The sequence below is a fragment of the Sphingomonas sp. NIC1 genome (assembly GCF_001638925.1).
Taxonomy (GTDB): domain Bacteria; phylum Pseudomonadota; class Alphaproteobacteria; order Sphingomonadales; family Sphingomonadaceae; genus Sphingomonas; species Sphingomonas aquatilis.
Genome location: NZ_CP015521.1, coordinates 2,666,380 through 2,686,341, shown reverse-complemented (window position 1 = coordinate 2,686,341; position 19,962 = coordinate 2,666,380). Strand labels below are relative to the sequence as shown.

At 68.5% G+C, this 19,962-nt stretch carries 12 protein-coding genes and 2 pseudogenes; 9 read left to right on the top strand and 5 right to left on the bottom strand.

The features are described 5' to 3' along the window. Positions 1–78: 78 nt before the first annotated feature. Together A7E77_RS12695 and A7E77_RS12690 are read right to left on the bottom strand one after the other, a co-directional pair. Positions 79–1,446, bottom strand: coding sequence for a sensor histidine kinase (locus A7E77_RS12695; RefSeq protein ID WP_063688355.1), 1,368 nt, complete (start codon positions 1,444–1,446; stop codon positions 79–81). Further along, on the bottom strand, positions 1,443–2,117 hold the full coding sequence (locus tag A7E77_RS12690; RefSeq protein WP_043060152.1) for a response regulator transcription factor: 675 nt from the start codon (positions 2,115–2,117) through the stop codon (positions 1,443–1,445). The genes A7E77_RS12695 and A7E77_RS12690 overlap by 4 nt, the downstream gene beginning before the upstream one ends. Positions 2,118–2,239: 122 nt before the next feature. Between A7E77_RS12690 and A7E77_RS12685 the strand changes: the two genes are divergently transcribed. The 4 genes from A7E77_RS12685 to A7E77_RS12670 all read left to right on the top strand — a co-directional run bounded on the left by A7E77_RS12685 (position 2,240) and on the right by A7E77_RS12670 (position 9,772). Beyond that, positions 2,240–3,595 carry an IS1380-like element IS1247 family transposase gene (locus A7E77_RS12685; RefSeq protein WP_006473457.1) on the top strand — a complete coding sequence of 452 codons (1,356 nt, stop codon included), beginning with the start codon at positions 2,240–2,242 and terminating at the stop codon, positions 3,593–3,595. Positions 3,596–3,879: 284 nt separating this feature from the next. Continuing rightward, the gene (locus A7E77_RS12680) at positions 3,880–5,142 is read left to right on the top strand and encodes an efflux RND transporter periplasmic adaptor subunit (protein WP_063688353.1); all 1,263 of its coding nucleotides are present in this window, start codon (positions 3,880–3,882) and stop codon (positions 5,140–5,142) included. Next, on the top strand, positions 5,139–8,354 hold the full coding sequence (locus A7E77_RS12675; RefSeq protein ID WP_017978272.1) for an efflux RND transporter permease subunit: 3,216 nt from the start codon (positions 5,139–5,141) through the stop codon (positions 8,352–8,354). The genes A7E77_RS12680 and A7E77_RS12675 overlap by 4 nt, the downstream gene beginning before the upstream one ends. Next, entirely contained in the window at positions 8,351–9,772 is a 1,422-nt protein-coding gene (locus A7E77_RS12670) for an efflux transporter outer membrane subunit (RefSeq protein WP_063688351.1), read from the top strand. Before A7E77_RS12675 ends, A7E77_RS12670 begins: the two co-directional genes overlap by 4 nt. A gap of 160 nt (positions 9,773–9,932) precedes the next feature. On the opposite strand, the gene A7E77_RS12665 is transcribed toward A7E77_RS12670, so the two are convergent. Both A7E77_RS12665 and rpsU read right to left on the bottom strand, forming a co-directional pair. Further along, the gene (locus A7E77_RS12665; RefSeq protein WP_017978270.1) at positions 9,933–10,520 is read right to left on the bottom strand and encodes an FKBP-type peptidyl-prolyl cis-trans isomerase; all 588 of its coding nucleotides are present in this window, start codon (positions 10,518–10,520) and stop codon (positions 9,933–9,935) included. A gap of 109 nt (positions 10,521–10,629) precedes the next feature. Further along, positions 10,630–10,836 (bottom strand): 30S ribosomal protein S21, encoded by a 207-nt coding sequence (rpsU, locus tag A7E77_RS12660; protein WP_017978269.1) that lies wholly within the window; start codon positions 10,834–10,836, stop codon positions 10,630–10,632. Positions 10,837–11,063: 227 nt separating this feature from the next. On the opposite strand from rpsU, the gene A7E77_RS12655 reads away from it, so the two are divergent. The 5 genes and pseudogenes from A7E77_RS12655 to A7E77_RS12640 all read left to right on the top strand — a co-directional run bounded on the left by A7E77_RS12655 (position 11,064) and on the right by A7E77_RS12640 (position 17,341). Beyond that, positions 11,064–12,206, top strand: a complete 1,143-nt coding sequence (locus A7E77_RS12655) for a fumarylacetoacetate hydrolase family protein (RefSeq protein ID WP_063688349.1) — start codon at positions 11,064–11,066, stop codon at positions 12,204–12,206. Beyond that, the gene (locus A7E77_RS12650) at positions 12,203–12,985 is read left to right on the top strand and encodes an SDR family NAD(P)-dependent oxidoreductase (protein WP_063688344.1); all 783 of its coding nucleotides are present in this window, start codon (positions 12,203–12,205) and stop codon (positions 12,983–12,985) included. The genes A7E77_RS12655 and A7E77_RS12650 overlap by 4 nt, the downstream gene beginning before the upstream one ends. 197 nt (positions 12,986–13,182) lie before the next feature. Beyond that, positions 13,183–13,272 (top strand): annotated as a pseudogene (locus A7E77_RS17415) (SDR family oxidoreductase); the annotation flags it as partial. A 269-nt stretch (positions 13,273–13,541) separates the two neighbouring features. Beyond that, complete coding sequence (locus tag A7E77_RS12645) at positions 13,542–15,908, top strand: DUF3772 domain-containing protein (protein ID WP_078462292.1); 2,367 nt, start codon at positions 13,542–13,544, stop codon at positions 15,906–15,908. A gap of 42 nt (positions 15,909–15,950) precedes the next feature. Next, positions 15,951–17,341, top strand: a pseudogene (locus A7E77_RS12640) (FAD/NAD(P)-binding protein). Between the two features lie 20 nt (positions 17,342–17,361). Here the strand turns inward: A7E77_RS12640 and A7E77_RS12635 are convergent. After that, on the bottom strand, positions 17,362–19,833 hold the full coding sequence (locus A7E77_RS12635) for a TonB-dependent receptor plug domain-containing protein (RefSeq protein WP_063688342.1): 2,472 nt from the start codon (positions 19,831–19,833) through the stop codon (positions 17,362–17,364). Positions 19,834–19,962 lie beyond the last annotated feature (129 nt).

Genomic DNA, 19,962 nt, shown 5'->3' with positions numbered 1-19,962 from the left:
GCCTTCCGAACCGCACGCTCAACGCCGTTGCGCCGCGGAAGTTCTGAGGGTCTGCTTTAACGCGTTGAAGGGCAAGCGCTATCCGTCATTCGGCCAGCGGGGCCGTTCGCGGGTGTCGCCGATGTCGGCCCGTTCCAGCGTCAATGTCGCGCAAAGGCCATGGCCGTTCGCCCCGGTCGACAGATGGAGCGCCCCGTCGTGCGCCGCCGCGACCCGCGCGACGATCGAGAGGCCCAGGCCGCTGCCGCCGCTGCGCGTCGCGCTGCCGCGCCAGAAGCGCCGCGTCATCTGCGCCAGCGTGGCGGGATCGATCGGTGGTCCGTCGTCGGTGACGCGCACCTGCGCGCCCGGCCCGACCGCTACGGTGATGCCGGTGCCCGGCGGGGTGTGGCGCAGGACGTTCTCGATAAGGTTTTCGACCGCAAGCTGAATGGCGTGGGCATAGCCGCGGACCGGCGTCGGCCCGCGATCCTCCAGGGCGATACGATAGCCTGCGTCGATGACGATCGGTGCGCGATCGGCGACGACCTGTTCGGCGAGCGCGAGCAGATCGACCGGCGTGCCAGCATCCTCCGGCGGGCGTTCGAGATCGGCGAGCGCGAGCAATTGGGCGATTACGTGCGCGGCGCGGTCCACCTCGGCAAGCAGCGCGTTGCGCACCGCGGGATCGGTAACGCCGTCGGCGCGCAGGCGGATGACTGACAGCGGCGTGCGCAATTCGTGCGCGACGTCGGCGGCGAAGGCGGCCTGGGTGACGAACGACTGTTCAAGGCGATCGAGCGCAGCGTTGGTGGCGATCGCCAGCGGCTCGACCTCGGCGGGCAACGTGCCCTGCGGCAGGCGGCGATCGAGCGTGCGCGGGCCGATGTCGGCGGCGATCGTCGAGACCGCGCTCATCCGCCGGGTCAGGCGCCGGGCCATCCACGCGCCGACCAGCGGCACGATGAGCGTCACCGGCAGCAGCAGCCATACGAAGCGTGACAGGAAGGTGCGGACGATATCGTCGGTCACCACCTCCGGCGCGGCGGCATCCTGCGACACCACGACCCAGCGGCTGCCGACCGGCCGGCTGACCGCGGCGAGCGCGCCACGGCGGACATGCCGGGTACGCGAATCGAGCGCGATTCCCGTCACCAATTCGGGCCGCGCGGGCCCGCGTTCGGCGAGCACGTGGCGCGAGCGATCGACGACGGCGAGCGTCAATCCGCCCGCCAGCAGGTCCACCGCGCGCACCGCGCGATGCGGCCGGTCGCCGGGCAGCAGCATCGCCACCGCATCCGCCTGCCGTTCCAGCATCACGCGCTGATATTGGCCCGCGATCTGGTGGAGCAGCATCGCCGTGCCGAAGGGCAGCAGGATCGCCGCGGCGAGCGCCGTCGCGCCGTAGAGCAGCGCCACCTGCCCGAACAGCGAGCGCGGCAGGCGCAGGCGCCAACCCTTGCTCATGTCGCCGGGCGGAGCAGATAGCCGACCCCGCGCACCGTCTCGATCCGCACGCCGCTGCCCGCATCGTCCAGTCGCTTGCGCAGGCGGTGGACATAGACCTCGACCGCGTTCGAGCCGAGATCGCCGCCGACGCCGAACAGATGGTCCTCGACCAGGCGCTTGGGCACCACCTTCCCCAGACGGCGGAGCAGCAGGTCGAGCAATTCGGTCTCGCGCGCCGACAGCGTCAACCGCTGGTCGCCGACCCAGGCGACGCGCGTGTCGACGTCGAAGCGCAACGCCCCGCACGCCAGCGCATTGCCGAGATAGCCGCCCTGCCGGCGCAACACCGCGAGGATGCGCGCGTGCAACTCGTCCGGGTCGAACGGCTTGACCAGAATATCGTCGGCGCCGTCGTTGAGGCCGCGGATGCGCACGTCGACACCGCCGCGCGCGGTGAGGACCAGCACGGGACAGGTGTTGCCGCGCGCGCGCATGCGGCGCAGCACCGCGAGTCCGTCATCGTCGGGCAGGCCCAGATCGAGCAGCACCGCGGCATGGCCGGCGGTCGCCAGATAGGCCTCCGCCTCCTCGGCATCGGTGGCGAGATCGACCGTCAGCCCGCGCTGCACCATCGCCGCCGTCAGGGCGTCGGCCAGCCCGCGATCGTCCTCCACCAACAAAATCCGCATCGGACCCTTTCGCGCCGCAGCATTTGTCCCCACATTTCCCAAGTAAGGCGCTGATTTCGCTGTCCTGACCATTATATTTCCTATATAAAACATGGTGTTGAAGGCTGCGAGGGGCGCGTTTCATGGATCACCCAGAGGGTGCGGGCTTGCAACGGGCAGATCGGGTGGATTTCGACCCTCGCGTGCGGCTGGAATTTCGCGGCACGCAGCTCAGTTCCGACGGCGGCCTTCTGGTGATGCGCGAGCTTGATGACGCGCTCGGGTTGTCCGATTTGGCGTCAGCGGCGCTGCGCGATACTCGCTCTGGCAAGAACACGGTCCATCGGCTCGACGGCCTGTTCCGGCAATCAGTCTTTGGGCGGCTGGCCGGATACGAGGATGTCAACGACGCCAACCGTCTCGCCTGCGATCCGGTCATGCGCCAAGTTGTCGGCGGCAGAGCGGTCGATGCACAAGCGGCCTCGGCATCGCAGATGGGACGGTTCGAGACCGAGACGCTGGCTCTGGCCGGGAACCGTGCCGCGCTGGCCGACCTGAACGGGCAATGGATCGACCGGTTCCATGACCGTAACGGGCTGAAGTACATCGTTCTGGACATGGACAGCTCGGTCAGCCCGACCCATGGCGACCAGGAAGGGTCCGCCTGGAATGGCCATTTCGACTGTAGCTGCTATCACCCCAACTTTCTGTTCAACCAGTTCGGGATGCTGGAACGCTGCGCCCTGCGCCATGGCAACGTCCACAGCGCCGATGGCTGGCGTGATGTTCTCGACCCCGTCATTGCGCGCTACGCGGAGCGCGACCTTGGTGGCAGGTTCTTCCGGGCCGATGCTGCCTACGCGATCCCGGCGATCTATGAGCGATTGGAAGAAGCGCGGTTCTTCTACGCCATCCGGCTGCCCGCAAACGCGGTCCTCAAGGACAAGATCGCGCATCGGCTAACGCGCCCTGTCGGGCGGCCGTCACTGACCAAGGTCAAGCGGTTCTTCGAGGAATTCGAGTATCAGGCGGCGTCCTGGGACAAGGAACGCCGGGTGATCGCCAAGATCGAATGGCATCCGGGCGAACTGTTCCCGCGTGTCGGCTTCATCGTCACCAACCTGCCGATGGAGCCGGACTGGGTGGTGCGGTTCTACAACCAGCGCGGCACCGCCGAGCAGCACATCAAAGAGGGCAAATACGCCTTTCGCTGGACGCGGCTGTCGTGCCGGAAGTTCCGCGACAATGAGGTGCGGCTGCAACTGCACGCCCTGGCGTACAACCTGGCCACCTTCTTGCGCTGCATCGAGCTGCCCGAGGCCATGGCCGACTGGTCGTTGACCAGCCTGCAACTGAAGCTGATCAAGATCGGGGCACGTGTGGTCCGTCACGCCCGCACCATCACCTTCCAGCTGGCCGAGGTCGCTGTCACCGGCACGATGGTACGCGCCATCCTCGCCGCTATCCGCCGATTGCGAGCGCCACCGCTATGCGCATGATCGCGATCCACGCTCAAACTGAACGAAAGCGGCTGGACAGATCTGTCCGCTGCGCTGAAAAACGCCGCCCCTGGGCAAGGAAACAGCGGCTTCGCGGTCTGATCCGTCCAGATCCAGCAGTCTGCGCGACCGCAGGTGCCGCTTGCGGCAGAAAATCCTTGTCTAGCGCTCGGATACAGGCGATCTTCACCTCAAACGCCACGCCACTTGGGGAATGCAGGTTGTCAGCATTCTGTAAGCGAGCCGGCCTACCGGCTCCACCCTCATTGCCTGCGAGACGCATCATGCACGCCACCGATACCCCGGAGACGCTTCCCCCCGCCACGACCCTGGGTCGGTCGGCGCAATGGCGGTGGCTGGGGATCGCCGCGGCGGTGCTGATCGGCATCGGGCTGCTCGTCTCGCTGATCGGCAAATTGACTCACCACGACGAGGCGCCGCCGCCCGCGTCGCCGCCGGGCACCTTCCGCCCCAGCGCCGAACAGATGGCCGCGCTGACGACGATGCGCGTCGGCGATTCGCTGTCGGACGCGGCGACGCTGGCGAGCGGTGCGATCACCGTGGACGGCGATCGCAGCACGCCAGTCGTCATGCCCTATTCGGGCCAGGTCGTGCGCGTGCTGGTCGATGCGGGCCAGCGCGTCAGCCGGGGCCAGGCGCTGATGCTGGTACGGACCACCGATTTCGTCGACGCGCGCAGCGGCCTGTTCGCGGCACGCGCGGCGTATCAGAATGCGCAGGCGCAGCTCGCGACGGCGCAGCGGACCGCGGAACGGCAAAAGCAGATCTATGAAACCGCTGGCGGCGCGCTGAAGGATTATCAGCAGGCACAGGCCGACCTCGCCGCCGCACAGGCGGCCGCGCGCACCAACGCCGCAGCCCTGGGCGCGGCGCGCGACAAGCTTGCGGTGCTGGGCAAGTCGCCGGGCGAGATCAACCGGCTGGAGGGTGTCGGCGAAGTCACCGGCATTCACGACGTCACCACGCTGCATGCGCCGATCAGCGGCCTGGTCGCCTCGCGCGACGTGGCGCCCGGTCAATATGTGACGCAGGGCGGCGACAAGCCGGTGATGACGATCACCGACCCCTCACGCGTCTGGCTGGTCGCGCAGGTGCCCGAAACGCAGGCCGCGTCGATCCATGTCGGTGATGCCGCGACCGTCACCACCCCCGCCCTGCCCGGCCGCCAGTTCACCGCGCGCATCGATCTGGTCGGCGCTGCGCTCGATCCCGTGACGCACCGCCTGCCGGTGCGCGCCGCGATCGCCAATCCCGACGGGGCGCTGAAACCCCAGATGTTCGCGAGCTTCGCGATCCACCGCGCCACCTCGACCAAGGCCATCATCGTGCCCGCGGTCGCGGTGATCCATGAAGGCGACAATGCGCGCGTCTGGGTCGTGCGGCCCGACGGCCTGCTCGTCTCGCGCAATGTCACCACCGGCGATGCGCAGGACGGCAAGGTCACGATCACGTCCGGCCTGCAACCGGGCGAGCGCATCGTCACGGCGGGCGCGCTGTTCGTCAACGAAGCGGGCCTGGGCGAATGAACCGGATCGTCGCCTTCGCGCTGCGCCAGCGGCTGCTCATCGTCGGCGTCTTCGTCACGATGCTGCTCGCCGGCGTCATCGGCTTCATCAACCTGAATATCGAGGCCTATCCCGATCCCGTCCCGCCGATGGTCGAGGTCATCACGCAGACGCAGGGGCTGTCCGCGGAGGAGATGGAGCGCAACGTCACCATCCCGATCGAGGTGCAGATGGCGGGCATTCCGCACCTGACCGCGATCCGCGCGATCAGCCTGTTCGGGCTGTCCGACATCAAGATCCAGTTCAGCTACGATTACACCAACGAACAGGCCAAGCAGCAGGTCATCAACCGCCTGTCGCAGCTGCCGCCGCTGACCGGCGGGGCGCAGCCGACGCTGTCGCCGACGAGTCCGGTGGGCGAGATCTTCCGCTACAAGCTCACCGCGCCCAAGGGCTATTCGGTGATGGACCTGAAAACGTTGCAGGACTGGGTGCTGCAACGCCGCTTCAAGCGCATTCCGGGCGTGATCGACGTGACCGGCTGGGGCGGCAAGCTGCGCGCGTATGACGTGGTGATCGACAACGACCGGCTCGCCGCGCACAATGTCACCGTCAGCCAGGTGTTGCAGGCGATCGCCAAGAGCGACGGCAACGTCGGCGGCCAGACGATCAATTTCGGCAGCCAGGCCGCGATCGTTCGCGGCGTCGGCCTGATCCAGTCGGTCAGCGGCATCGAGAACGTGCTGGTCGGCAGCGCCAACGGCCAGCCGATCCTGCTGAAGGACGTGGCGCACGTCACGATCGGCAACAGCCCGCGGCTCGGCATCGCCGGCTACAACGACCAGGACGATATCGTGCAGGGCATCGTGCTGATGCAGCGCGGCGCGCAATCGATGCCGACGATCAAAGCGGTGCAGAAGGAGGTCGCGGATATCAACGCCTCCGGCATCCTGCCGCCGGGCGTGCAGTTGCAGCGCATCTACGACCGGTCGGACCTGATCAACCTGACCATCCACACCGTGCTCGAAAACATGGTGGTCGGCATCCTGCTGATCTTCGCGCTGCAATGGCTGTTCCTGGGCAATCTGCGCAGCGCGATCATCGTCGCCGCCACCATCCCCTTTGCGCTCGCCTTCGCGATCCTGATCCTGGTGTTGCAGGGCGAGAGCGCCAACCTGTTGTCGGTCGGTGCGCTCGACTTCGGCCTGGTGGTCGATGCCAGCGTCATCATGGTCGAGAACATCTTCCGCCACATGGTGGAGCGATCGGCGCATGTGGAAAGCGGCAAAGGGCATTTCACGCTCGCCAACCGCTTCTCGGCGGTGCTGGGTGCGTCGAGCGAGGTCAGCCGGGGCATCTTCTTCGCCGCCGCGATCATCATCGCCAGCTTCCTGCCGCTGTTCACGCTGACCGGCGTCGAGGGCCATATCTTCGGCCCGATGGCCAAGACCTATGCCTATGCCATCACCGGCGGCCTGATCGCGACCTTCACCGTCGCGCCGGTGCTGGCGACGCTGCTGCTGCCGGACAAATTGTCAGAGGTAGAGACGTGGATCGTCGGCCGCCTGCGCCGCGTCTACGAACCTGCCGCCGCCTTCGCGCTGGGCAACCGGGTGATCGCGCTGGGCGGTGCGGTGCTGATGCTGCTGGTCGCCGTCGTCGGTGTGCGCTCGCTCGGCATCGAGTTCCTGCCGCACCTCGAAGAGGGCAATATGTACATCCGCGCGACGCTCCCTGCGTCGATCAGCCTTGAAGGCGGCCAGCCGGTCGTCAACGAGGTGCGGCGGATCATCATGAAATATCCGGAGGTCCAGTCGGTCCTGTCGGCGCAGGGTCGCCCCGACGACGGCACCGATTCGACCGGCTTCTTCAACGCCGAATTCTTCGTGCCGTTGAAGCCGTTCGACAGCTGGCCCAGCGGGGTGACCAAGGAAACGCTGACCGAGGAATTGTCGAAGAAGCTGCAACAGCGCTTCCCCGGCGTCGACTTCTCCTTCTCACAGTACATAGAGGATAACGTCGAGGAAGCAGCCTCCGGCGTGAAGGGCGCCAATTCGATCAAGCTGTTCGGACCCGACCTGCCGACGCTGGAAAAATACGCCGACCAGATCAAGGACCAGATGAGCAAGGTCCGCGGCATCGAGGATCTGGGCGTCTTCCAGTCGCTGGGCCAGCCGACCGTGCGCGTCGATGTCGATCGCGCCAAGGCGGCCCGCTACGGCCTGACGCCCGACGACGTGAACCAGACGGTCGCGGCGGCGATCGGCGGCAGCTCGACCGCCGACCTGTACGAGGCCGGCACCGACCGCCACTTCCCGATCATCGTCCGGCTGAAATCGGAACAACGCGATTCGATCGAGGCGATCCGCCGCATCACGATCGGCGCGCCCGCCACCGACGGCAGCAACACCACGATCCAGGTGCCGCTGTCCGAAGTCGCCAACGTCCACCTCACCAGCGGCGCGTCGTTCATCTATCGCGAGCATCAGGAACGCTACATCCCGATCAAATTCTCGGTGCGCGGCCGCGATCTGGGCGGCGCGGTGGACGAAGCGCGCGCACGCATCCAGCGTACCGTGCATCTGCCGAGCGGCTATCACCTGGAATGGGCGGGCGAGCTGGACAATCTCAACAACGCCATCGCGCGATTGGAGATCGTCGTGCCGATCAGCCTGTTGCTGATGCTGCTGCTGCTCTACGCCAATTTCGGGTCGATCCGCGACAGCCTGCTCGCCTTTGCGGCGATCCCGCTCGCCGTCGTCGGGGGCGTGCTGGCGCTGGCCTTGACCGGCACGGCGTTCAGCATCTCGTCCGCGATCGGCTTCGTTGCGCTGTTCGGTATCGCGGTGATGGACGGCATCCTTGTCGTGACGACGTACAACAACGCCGTCGACGAAGGGCATGACCGCAAGACGGCGCTCGCCACCACCGTGCGCCACAGCCTGCGCCCGGTCGTGATGACCTGTCTGGTCGCAGCGATCGGCCTGCTGCCCGCGGCGCTGTCGCACGGCATCGGCAGTCAGGTGCAAAAGCCGCTGGCGCTCGTGGTCGTCGGTGGCATGACGCTGGCGCCGGTGCTGATCCTGCTGATCCTGCCGGTGCTGATCGACCGCTTCTCGAAGCGCGTGCCGCCCGAGGATCGCGGTGCGCATGGTCGCGACGTCGGCCACCATCCGCACCCCGATCCCGATGCGCCCAATCCCGATGCCCCCGGTGAGGAGGCCCTCGCATGACCCGCACCCTCGTCATCCTGCTCGCCTGCTCGACCGCGGCGTGCGCGAGCACCGTCCACGACCTCGACGCGCATGCGCCGCTGCCCGCCGCCGCGACGCCCGCCACGATCGCCCCCGCGACCGGGCCGGCGCAGGGCTTCACCACCGCGCCGGTCGCGGCCGACTGGTGGACGGCGTTCGGCAGCCCGCAGCTCAACGCGCTGGTGGCCGAGGCGCTGGCGCGCAACAATGACATCGCCGTCGCCGACGCCTCGCTGCGGCAGGCGCGCGAGCTGGCAGGCGCGGCGGGCGGACAGGCCCTGCCGCAGATCGACGGCAGCTATCAGGCAGAGCGCACGCGCGTCTCCAATGCCCTGTCGCCCGCGGTCGCGGACCAGAACCAGCAGCTGTACACACTGCACACCGCGCAGGTCGCGGTCAGCTATCCGGTCGATCTGTTCGGCGGGGTGCGATCCAAGATCCGTTCGGCGCGGGCGCAGGCGGAGGTGCAGCGCCACCGGCTCGACGCGGCGCGCGCCAGCGTCGTCGCCAATCTGGTGCAGGCGATCGTCCAGCGCGCGGTGCTCGCCGACCAGGTCGAGGCGGCGCAGATCGCCATCACGGTCAATCGCGACATCCTGAAGAGCCAGTTGCAGCGCCAGCGCCTGGGCGCGATCGGCGCCGCCGACGTGGCGACGCAGCAGACCGCGCTCGCGATTGCGGAGGGTGCGCTGCCGCCGCTCGTCCGGCAGGAGGCACACCAGCGCGTGGTGATCGCCGCGCTGCTCGGCCGGCCGGCGGGTGATCCGCTGCCCGCGCTGCCGACGCTGGCGGCGCTGCAATTGCCGACCAGCCTGCCCGCCGTCCTCCCCTCCGACCTCGTCGCCCGCCGGCCCGACGTGCGCGCCGCGGCGGCGCAGCTGGAGGGCGCAGGCGCCGACGTGCGCACCGCGATCGCGGCGCGGCTGCCCTCGATCACGCTCAGCGGCACCGCGGGCGGATCGGCGCAGCGCTTCGGCGACATGTTCAAGGACGGCAATCCGTTCTGGACGCTGATCGGCGGGCTGACCCAGCCGATCTTCCACGCCGGCGCGCTGCGCCATCAGCAGCGTGCGGCCGAAGCAGCGCTGGACGGCGCCAAGGCGCAGTATCGCACGGCGGTGCTGACCGCGTTCGGCGACGTGTCCGATGCGCTGACCGGCCTGGCGACCGATGGCGTGGCGCTGGATGCCGCGACGCGGGCGAGCGATGCGTCGAACCGCGCCCTCACCTTCACCCGCCGGCAGCTGGCGCTGGGCGGAGTCGATTCGCTGGTGCTGCTCAACGCCACCGCCGCCGATGCGCAGGCGCGTGCGCAGCTGGTGCAGGCCAAGGGCGCGCGGCTGAGCGATACGGTGGCGCTATTCCTGGCGAGCGGCGGGCCGGTCGCCAGCCGGTGATCGGTCACCGCGAACGGGAGCGACGCATCAGGGCGCTCTGGATTGCTTCGCCACGCTCGCAATGACGATCAGGGATCCGTCGAGCGATAACGAAGCCAAACGAAAAGGGCCGGCACTGGGGATACCAGCGCCGGCCCTTTTCACGTGCCGAAATAGCGGTTTAGCGGCGGGGCTGCGCGCCCGGGGGAACCGCACCCGGGGGCATCGCGCCGGGCATACCGGGCATGCCGCCCTGCTGTGCCTGCATCTGCATCTGGCGGACCACCGCTTCCGGCAGGAAGTCGATCAGGTCGATGTCGAAGACGAGCGTCGAATTGCCGGGGATCGGACCCTTGGTCTCGGCGCCATAGCCAAGCGACGGCTTAATCCACACGCGGTACTTCGAGCCCTTGGGCATCAGCTTCAGCGCTTCGGAGAAGCCCGGGACGACGCCGGCGACGGGCATGGGGGTCGGCTGCTGCGACTTGTCGAAGACCGTGCCGTTCAGCAGCTTGCCTTCGTAGTTGATCAGCGCGACGTCCGCGTCGGTCGGCTTGGGCGCACCCGGTGCGCCGGGCTGCAGCACCTTGTACTGAAGGCCGGACGGGGTGGTGACGACGCCGCGGGCCCGGGCGTTGCGGGTCAGGAAGTCGTCGCCCTGGCGCGCGAGCGCGAACGCCGCGATGCAGGCCAGCGCGATGCCGACCCAGAGGTAGACGAGGTAGCTGCGCTTGACGGGCTGCAGCGGAACGGCGGTGACGGTGGACATCAGAGCACCTGGAGCTGTGGTGCCGGGCCGGCCGTCACCGGTTCAAAAGTCGCAAAAGTCACGCCGACGCGCGTGTTTCGCACACGCACGCCGGTGATTTTACAATGACTTACCGTGCGCCGTCGCGCTCAGCGCGCTTGCGCTCGAGCTTGCGGGCGCGACGGACCGCAGCGGCACGCTCGCGCGCACGCTTTTCCGACGGCTTCTCGTAGTGACGGCGCAGCTTCATCTCGCGATACACACCCTCACGCTGCAGCTTCTTCTTGAGCGCGCGAAGAGCCTGGTCGACATTGTTGTCGCGGACGACGATCTGCATAAAACCCAATCACTCCGGTCAATAGCTAATGCGGCCGCAGACAAGGAGTCCGCGCCGTGCGAACGGTGCCCCTAGCAGCGACATGCCCCATTGGCAACCCGTGACGACACGCGATGCCCAATCCGCCGCGGCCGGCATGGCGGCAAGCGTTGACAGGCTGGCTGAGAACAACGAGTGGTAACGCTAACCGCTAAATTGACAGACAAATAACAGGAGAGTGCCGGTCCATGACTGCCTGTGTGTTCGACCCTGCCGACGCGCTGGGCGCGGAATGGCGCGAAGGCCGCTGGATCGGCCGCATCGATCGCGGCGAAGGCCCCTGCCCCGTGCTGGTGGTGGACGGCATCGTCCATGACATGAGCCGCGTCGCACCGACGGTCGCCGATCTGGTCTCCGCCGCCGCCTTCGATCCGGCGGCGGGCGAGGCGATCGGTGCGCTGGATGCGATCGGCCTGTCGGTCGACGGCCCGGTCCGCCTGCTCTCCCCCATCGATCTGCAATGCGTAAAGGCGGCGGGCGTGACCTTCGCGGTATCGGCGATGGAGCGCGTGATCGAAGAGCGCGCCCGGGGCGATTCGAGCGCGGCGGCCGAAGTGCGCGGCCGACTCGAGGGGCGGATCGGCGGCAGCATGCGCGCGGTGGTGCCGGGATCGCCCGAAGCCGCGGCACTGAAGCAGGCGCTGATCGACGAGGGCCTGTGGTCGCAATATCTGGAGGTCGCGATCGGCCCCGATGCGGAAATCTTCACCAAATCGCCCGTGCTGTCGACGGTGGGCTGGGGCGCGGACGTCGGCGTGCGGTCCGATTCGACGTGGAACAACCCGGAGCCGGAGGTCGTGCTGCTGGTCGATGCCCAGGGCAAGGCGGTGGGCGCGACATTGGGCAATGACGTCAACCTGCGCGATTTCGAAGGACGATCGGCGCTGCTGCTGGGCAAGGCGAAGGACAATAACGCGTCCTGCTCGCTCGGCGCGTTCGTGCGCCTGTTCGACGACCAGTTCACGATGGACGACGTCCGCACTGCCGAAATCACGCTGCGGATCGAGGGCACCGACGGCTATACGCTGGATGGCAGCAGCGCGATGAGCCAGATCAGCCGCGATCCCGAAGAACTGAAACGACAGGCGCTGAGCGAGCATCATTATCCCGACGGATTCGTGCTGTTCCTGGGGACGCTGTTCGCGCCGACGCAGGACCGCGACGTCGCCGGTCAGGGCTTTACCCACAAGGTGGGCGATACGGTGGCGATCGCGACGCCGCGGCTGGGGCGGCTGGTCAATCGCGTCGTCCATTCGAAGGATGCGCCGGCATGGGAGTTCGGGATCGGTGCGCTGATCCGCAATCTGGCGGCACGGGGGCTGTTGCAATGACCGACACGACGATGACCGACACTCGGGCGATCTACCCCTCGCTGCGCGACCGGCGCGTGATCGTGACCGGCGGCGGATCGGGGATCGGCGCGGGGCTGGTCGAGGCGTTCGTACGGCAGGGTGCGAAGGTCGCCTTCGTCGACGTCGCCGAGGCCGAATCGCAGGCGCTGGTCGAGCGGTTGAGCGCAGGCGCGGCGCATGTGCCGCTGTTCCGGCGGCTGGACCTGACCGACCTCGACGCGGTCGCGCGGGTGTTCGCCGACATGCAGGAGGCGCTGGGCGGGGTCGACGTGCTGGTCAACAACGCCGGCAACGACGATCGCCACACCGTCGCCGACGTTACGCCCGCCTATTGGGACGAGCGGATGAACGTCAATCTGCGCCACCAGTTCTTCGCCGCCAAGGCGGTGGTGCCGGCGATGCAGGCGGCGGGCGGCGGGGTGATCGTCAACTTCGGGTCGATCAGCTGGCATTTGGGCCTCGAAGACCTGATCGTCTACCAGACCGCCAAGGCCGCGATCGAGGGTCTGACGCGCAGCCTGGCGCGCGATCTGGGCCGCAGCAACATCCGCGTGAATGCGGTGGTGCCGGGCAATGTGAAGACGCCGCGGCAAGAGAAATGGTACACGCCGGAGGGCGAGGCGGAAATCGTCGCGGGCCAGTGCCTGGACGGGCGCATCCTGCCCGAGGACGTGGCGGCGCTGGTGCTGTTCCTCGCGTCGGATGATGCGAAGATGTGTACGGGGCATAATTATTGGGTGGATGCCGGCTGGCGGTGAGGGCCTGTTCGGTTCCGTTCGTCACCCGGACTTGGTCCGGGGTCCGCTCCGCGGCTAGGGGGACGGCAAGAGGCCAGCCGACCCCGTGCGGCCCGGTGGACCCCGGACCAAGTCCGGGGTGACGGTGTGGGTGGCGTGGCCGTCCTCTTACCCCGATCGTTGCGGGCCAGTGCCTGGACGGGCGCATCATCCCTAAGGACGTGGCGGCGCTGGTGCTGTTCCTGGCGTCGGATGACGCGAAGATGTGTACGGGGCATAATTACTGGGTGGATGCCGGCTGGCGGTGAGGGGTTTGGGGGAAGCCTGTTCGTTTTCGTTCGTCACCCCGGACTTGGTCCGGGGTCCACTCCGCGGCCAGGGGGGCGGCAAGAGGTCAGCCGACCCCCGGCGGCCCGGTGGACCCCGGACCAAGTCCGGGGTGACGGTGTCGGTGGCGTGGCCGTCCTCTCACCCCGCGTGACTTTCCGTCCCCTATTCGACTAGGCAGCGGGCTTCGCAACGCATGGGAGCTGGCGGCTTGGGCAGGGTGATGAGGGCGGTGGCGCGGGTTTGGGCGATGCTGCTGCTTGCCCTGGCGATGCCGGCGCTGGCGCAACCCTCCCCTGTCGACACCGCGAGCCGCGAACTCGCCGGGGCGGAGACCGACCTTGCCGCGGTCGATTCGGCGCTCGATGGCAAGGTCGATCGAGCCGGCCGGGCCGATCTGCGCACGCGGGCGCTCGCCGCGCAGAGCGATGCGCGCGATGCGGCGGATCAGCTGCGCGGGCAACTGGCGCTGGTCGATGCCCGGATCGCCGGGCTGGGGCCGCCCGCCGCCGGCGTCACCGAAGCGCCCGACATCCGCGCCGAACGCAAGGCGCTGGCGCAGGCGCGCGATGCACTCGATTCGAAGGTGAAGCGCGGGCAGCTGATCGCGGTGGAGGCCGGGCAGCTGGTCGCCGAAATCGATGAGGCTCAGGCGGCGGAGATCGGCCAGCGCATCTCCGTCCGGTCGCCCTCCCCCGTCTCGCCCGTGTTCTGGGAGGAACTGCTCTCCGCAATGCCGCGCGATGCGCGCCGGGTCGCGACGCTGATGCGGCGCGAATGGTCGCAGGGCGATGTCGCGCTCCGCGCGGGCAAGCCGTGGACCGCGCTGCTCGGCGCGGTGCTGGCGCTGCTGCTGTTGTTCCCCGTCCGGCAGCGGCTGCGCGGGATCGGCCAGCGCTATCTGGTCAGCGACGCGCCGGGCCACCGCGTGCGACGATCGGCCAATGCGATGTGGCGGGTGCTGATCGGCACGGCGATGCCGACCGCCGCCGCCTTCGTGCTGGTGCAGGGGTTGCGCTGGGCGGCGCTGATCGCCCCCGCCTGGAGCCAGCTGGCCGACGCGCTGATCGGCGCTGCGGGCTTTTCGGGATTCACTGCCGCGGCGGGCGCTGCCTTCCTGATGGCGCGTCAGCCATCGTGGCGGGTGGTGCCGCTGACCGATGCGGTCGCGACCGCGCTGCGTCCGACGGTGTGGGTGTTTGCCACGCTGACCTTCGTCGTCATCCTGCTGGATGCGTTCAATACCGCGATCGGCGCCAGCCCGCCCGTATTGCTGGCGTCGCAGGTCGCGGAGGCGATCGCCAATCTGCTGCTGATCGGCGGTACGCTGCTGGTGATCGGGCGGCTGCGCGCGCGCGCCGCGGCGAATGGCGCGGATGCGCAGGAGGCGGCGACCAGCGTCGGCGTCGGCGCGGCGACGGTGGCGCTGTGGCTCGTCGTGACAGGCGCGGGGCTGGCGCTGCTGGCGGGCTATATCGGGCTGGCGGCGACGGTGTTGCAGTTCGTGCTGTGGGCGACGCTGCTGGGCATCTGCACCTATCTGCTGATGATCGTCATCGACGATGTCGCGACCAGCCTGTTCCAGCGGGACAGCCGCGTCGGCACGACATTGCGCCACGGTGTCGGCGTGGGCGGCAGCGCGGTGGACCAGTTCGGCGTGCTGCTGTCCGCGGCGCTGCGGCTGGCGATCCTCGCCATCGCGCTGGGGCTGGTGCTGTATCCGTTCGGAGCGGGCTTCGGATCGGTTCTCGACCGGCTGAGCGGGCTTGCGCGCGGCGTGCAGATCGGCGGGATCGCGATTTCGCCGGGCAGCATTCTGCGCTTCATCGCCGTGCTCGCGATCGGCCTGTTCCTGGTGCGGCAGTTCATGGGCTGGCTGGACCAGCGCTATCTGCCGACCACCGACCTCGACGGCAGCGTGCGCAATTCGATCCGGCTGGTCGCGCGCTACGTGGGCATCGCGCTGGCGGTCATCTGGTCGCTCGCCTCGCTCGGCATCGGGATGGAGCGGATCGCGCTGCTGTTGTCGGCGCTGTCGGTCGGCATCGGTTTCGGCTTGCAGGCGATCACGTCCAATTTCGTATCCGGCCTGATCCTGCTCGCCGAGCGGCCGATCAAGATCGGCGACCTGATCCGCGTCGGCACCGACGAGGGTGACGTGAAGCGCATCAACGTGCGTTCGACCGAGATCGAGCTCGCCGATCATTCGACGCTGATCGTCCCCAATTCGGAGCTGATCACGAAATCGGTACTCAACAAGACGCTGAGCGCGCCGCTGGGGCGGATCCAGGTGCAGTTCACCGTGCCGATCGAGGCGGATGCCGATCGCGTGCGCGAACTGGTGCTGGAGACGTTCGCGGCGGAACCGGCGATCCTCGATACGCCCGAGGCCAAGGCGTTCATCGACGGGATCGCCGACGGACGCGTGCGCTTCAACTGCTTCGCGCATGTCGAAAGCCCGCGCGCGGCATATAGCGCCCGCAGCAACGTGCTGATCGTCCTGCTGCGGCGGATGCGCGAGGCGGGGATCGAGCTTGGCACGGTGCCGCAGAAGCTGGAGCTGGTGTCCGCACTCCCCGCCCCCGAACCGGCCGCGACCGAGCCCAGCGCGCCCTGACCGGCTTGCCCGGTACCGGCGAAGGGGATAGCGCTCCGCGCCATGACCAGCCTGCCGGACTGCCCGCCCGCCCCGCCGCGCCAGCATGAACATGTGATCATCGTCGGCGGCGGCTTTTCGGGGACGCTGTTCGCGATCAATCTGCTGCGCCACGAAGGGCCGCGCGCGACGCTGATCGAGCGGCGCCCCATCAGATGGCGCGCGGCGTCGCCTATAGCGCGGCGCATGCCGAGCACCTGCTGAACGTACGCGCCGGCAACATGAGCGCGCTGCCCGACGATCCCGGCCATTTCGTACGCTGGTTGGAGGCGGAGGGACTGGGCGATGCCAAGACCTTCGTCTCGCGGCGCATCTATGGGCGCTATCTGCGCGGGCTGCTCGACGCGGCAATGGCGGCACATCCGGGGCGGATCGCGCTGGTCGAGGGCGAGGTGTGCGCGATCGACCGCAGTGGCGCGGGCGTGACGCTGTCGCTGCGAAGCGGCGAGGCGATTGCCGCGGATGCGGCGGTGCTGGCGCTGGGTAACCTGCCGCCGCATACGCCGGGCGGACTCGATCCGGCCGCGCTGCCGGCGGGCTGCTATCTGTCCGATCCCTGGGCGGGCGACATTGCGGCGGAGCTGACCGACGCCGACCGCGTGGTGTTGATCGGCAGCGGGCTGACCGCGATCGATGCGGCGCTGACGCTGGAGGCGGCGGGGTTCCAAGGCGAGATCCTCGCGCTGTCGCGGCGCGGTCTGTCGCCGCGGGCGCATGCCGACCTGCCGGGGCAGCCGGGGTTACGCGAGAAACCGGCGGGGACGCTGTCGGCGCTCGTGCGGCATGTGCGGACCCGGGCCGAAGCGATCGGATGGCGCGCCGCGGTGGACGAGTTGCGCCCCGTGACGCAGCTGATGTGGGGCGCGGCAGACGCGGTGACGCGGGCGCGGTTCCTGCGGCACGTGCGCCCCTATTGGGACGTGCATCGGCATCGGCTGGCGCCCTCGATCGCGGCGAAGATCGATGCGCTGGTCGCGGAGGGGCGGCTGCGGTTCGTGGCGGGGCGGATCGTCGGGGCCGAGGCGGAGGGCGATGGCGCCTCGCTGACCTGGCGACCGCGGGGCAGCGAGGGAACCGAAACCACGTCGGCGCGGCGGATCGTCAATTGCACCGGGCCGCAGGGGGATCTGCTGCGTTCGGAAGAGCCGCTGCTGCGGCAGCTGATCGCTGCGGGGCTGGCCCGCCCTGACAGTTTGCGCATCGGGCTGGATGTCGACCACCAGTCGCAGGTGATCCATGCCGACGGGACGGTCGACGACCGGCTGTTCTGCATCGGACCGATGACCCGCGGCGACCTGTGGGAGGTCGTGGCGGTGCCCGATATCCGCCAGCAGAACTGGACGCTGGCGCGGCGGTTCGCGCATGCGCAATGGGTGGGTGGCGAGGGACTGTAACGTCCCCCGCCCCTCCCGATTTACCAGTTGATGCCGACGCGGGCGTAGAGGTAGCGGCCGTTGAACCCGAACGGCGAATAATAGGGGAAGCCCAGCACGCCGGTGGAGTTGTTCGCGGCGATCTGGCGATCGGGATAAACGTCGAACAGGTTGCTGACGCCGAGGCCGATCTGCGCGCCCTTGGGGGCCGAATAGCGCAGTTCGAAATCGGTGATCGCGTGCTGGCCGGTGTGGACGTCGGCGGTGCCGCTCGCCAGCGTGCCCGGCTGGTTGACGTCGCCGTAATAGGTGACGCGGGCGAGCGCGCCGAGCTTGTCGAGCGACCAGTCGATCGTGCCGGTGATCTTCTCGCCCGGCGTGCCCTGTTCCAGCGTCAGGATACGGCTGCGCGCGAACAACGTCGGTGCGGGGTTGAGCGTCGCGGTCGAGGTGGGGACGCGGGTGACGTCGATCTTGTTGATGTTGCCGGCCAGCGTGAAGTCGAACGCGCCCGCGCTCTCCGTGCGCCAGCGATAGTGGGCGACCGCGTCGATGCCCTTCGTCGTCGAGGCGAGGCCGTTGATGAAGAAGCGCGCCGCCGAAAATCGCTGGTCTGTACTGTTAAGCAGATTTGCAACCTGCGTGCTAAACGTGCCAGGAATATTCTCCGACAGGCCGATCTGGTTGCGAATGCGGATCGAATAGGCATCGACCGTCAGGTCGAAGCCGCCAGCGCGGATCACCGTGCCGAGCGAGATGTTGGTGGACTTTTCCGCCTGCAACGGCCGCCCGCCGAGCGCGACGCCGACCGGATCGGTCGACGGCACGGTGCCGGTCAGGATCGGCACACCGTTGGTGACGACCGAAGCGACCTGGGTGAAATATTGCTGTTGCAGCGACGGCGCACGGAAGCCGGTGGAGATGGTGCCGCGCAACGCGAACCAGGGCGCGACGTCGTAGCGCGCCGAGAATTTGCCGTTGGCGGTGCTGCCGAAGTCCGAATAATCCTCGGCCCGGCCGGCGAGGCCGATCAGCAGCGCATCGGTGAGCTGCGCTTCGAGGTCGAGGTAGACGCTGCCGCTGCGGCGGTTGCGCTTGGTGGCGTTGCGGGGCGCGAAGCCGCCGAAGCCTTGCGCGCCCGGTGCCGACCCGGCGACCGCATCGGTCGCACCGGCCGGGTAATCGTAGGAGGCGCGCTCGCCCGGCGTGATCTTATAGCCTTCGCGGCGCCCCTCGATGCCGAAGGCGACGTTCAGCGACTGGAAGACGTCGAACTTGCGGGTGACGTCGAGGCCGGCGACATACTGGTCGTAGGCGACCGCACCGTCGTAGAAGTTGCGCGGGGTGCTCGACCCATAGGCGTAGTTCGCCGAATTGAGCGTGCGGAAGTCGACGGTGTTGCGGCCGTAGCTCAGCGACAGGTCGACGTCGAAGTCCGACACGGTGCCGCGCAGGCCGATCGCCGAGTTGATATCCTTCGACTTGGTATTGATGATCGGCAGGAAGCCGTTGGGATAGCCGGCAAGCGTCAGCTGGGTGATCGTCGCGGCGCTGGCATTGTCGGCGCGGATGCGCGGGAAGGCCGCGCCGCGGGTGTCGCGGTCCTGATAGCCGCCGAACGCATACAGCTTCAGGTTGTCGGTCAGCGAGGTGCCGGCGTTGACGAAGCCGGTGAACTGTTCGACCTCCGGGTCGCCATAGCGGCCGGTGACGCGGGTCGGCGTCACGCGCGGATCGAAGTCGGCGCGGTTGGTCGGCTGGCGCTTGAGGTATTCGCCCGAGATGGTGACGAAGCCGTCGCTGCCGAAGTCGATGCCCTGCCAGGCCGAGGCGGTGACGGTGTGTTCGCCGGTGACATGGCGGCTGCCGCGCGCCGTATCGACCTGCGTGTCGTAGAAGCCGTAATTGACCTGCGCGCCGCCGCCCGAGCGGGCTTCGCGAAGGCGGAGGTTGACGACGCCGGCAATCGCGTCCGAGCCGTACTGCGCCGAGGCGCCGTCGCGCAGCACCTCGATCCGGTCGAGTGCCACCGTCGGGATGGTGTTGAGGTCGACCGCCGCCGAGCCGCGGCCCACTGTGCCGTTGGTGTTGAGGTTGGCGGAGGTGTGGCCGCGGATGCCGTTGATGAGCACCAGCGTCTGGTCGGGCGACAGGCCGCGCAGCGTCGCCGGGCGGATCGCGTCGGTCGCGTCGTTGGCGCTAGGCCGCGGGAAGTTGATCGAGGGGGCGACGGTGGCGAGCGCCGTCGCGAGCTCGGTGGTGCCCTGCCGTTGGAGGCTGGCGCCGCTCAGCACGTCGACGGGGGCGACACTGTCGAGGCGGCTGCGGCCGGTGGCGCGGGTGCCGGTGACGATGATGTCCTGGCCCCCATCTGGATTATTGGCATCCGCGGTCGAGGCGGCGTCGGCGACGGGGGCCGACTGGGCGGCTTCGGTCTGCGGTGCGGCTTGCGGCGCTGCCTGGGCAAGCGCTGCGGCGCTGGCGGCGGCGAGGAGTTCGCTGATGATGGTCACGGTTCAGCCCCTTTTGGAATCGTTGCGCTGGGTAGCGGATGGGGCGGGATAGCCCATCGATCCGGTGGATGAACCGCAAGAAAAACTTTGCTGCGGTGCGGTAGGGGTTGCCCCCTCGTCACCCCGGAC

Bases quoted from the DNA above. Each gene is read 5' to 3' on its own strand.
- A7E77_RS12695 (WP_063688355.1), bottom strand. From the start codon at position 1,446: ATGAGCAAGGGTTGGCGCCTGCGCCTGCCGCGCTCGCTGTTCGGGCAG.
- A7E77_RS12690 (WP_043060152.1), bottom strand. From the start codon at position 2,117: ATGCGGATTTTGTTGGTGGAGGACGATCGCGGGCTGGCCGACGCCCTG.
- A7E77_RS12685 (WP_006473457.1), top strand. From the start codon at position 2,240: ATGGATCACCCAGAGGGTGCGGGCTTGCAACGGGCAGATCGGGTGGAT.
- A7E77_RS12680 (WP_063688353.1), top strand. From the start codon at position 3,880: ATGCACGCCACCGATACCCCGGAGACGCTTCCCCCCGCCACGACCCTG.
- A7E77_RS12675 (WP_017978272.1), top strand. From the start codon at position 5,139: ATGAACCGGATCGTCGCCTTCGCGCTGCGCCAGCGGCTGCTCATCGTC.
- A7E77_RS12670 (WP_063688351.1), top strand. From the start codon at position 8,351: ATGACCCGCACCCTCGTCATCCTGCTCGCCTGCTCGACCGCGGCGTGC.
- A7E77_RS12665 (WP_017978270.1), bottom strand. From the start codon at position 10,520: ATGTCCACCGTCACCGCCGTTCCGCTGCAGCCCGTCAAGCGCAGCTAC.
- rpsU (WP_017978269.1), bottom strand. From the start codon at position 10,836: ATGCAGATCGTCGTCCGCGACAACAATGTCGACCAGGCTCTTCGCGCG.
- A7E77_RS12655 (WP_063688349.1), top strand. From the start codon at position 11,064: ATGACTGCCTGTGTGTTCGACCCTGCCGACGCGCTGGGCGCGGAATGG.
- A7E77_RS12650 (WP_063688344.1), top strand. From the start codon at position 12,203: ATGACCGACACGACGATGACCGACACTCGGGCGATCTACCCCTCGCTG.
- A7E77_RS12645 (WP_078462292.1), top strand. From the start codon at position 13,542: ATGCTGCTGCTTGCCCTGGCGATGCCGGCGCTGGCGCAACCCTCCCCT.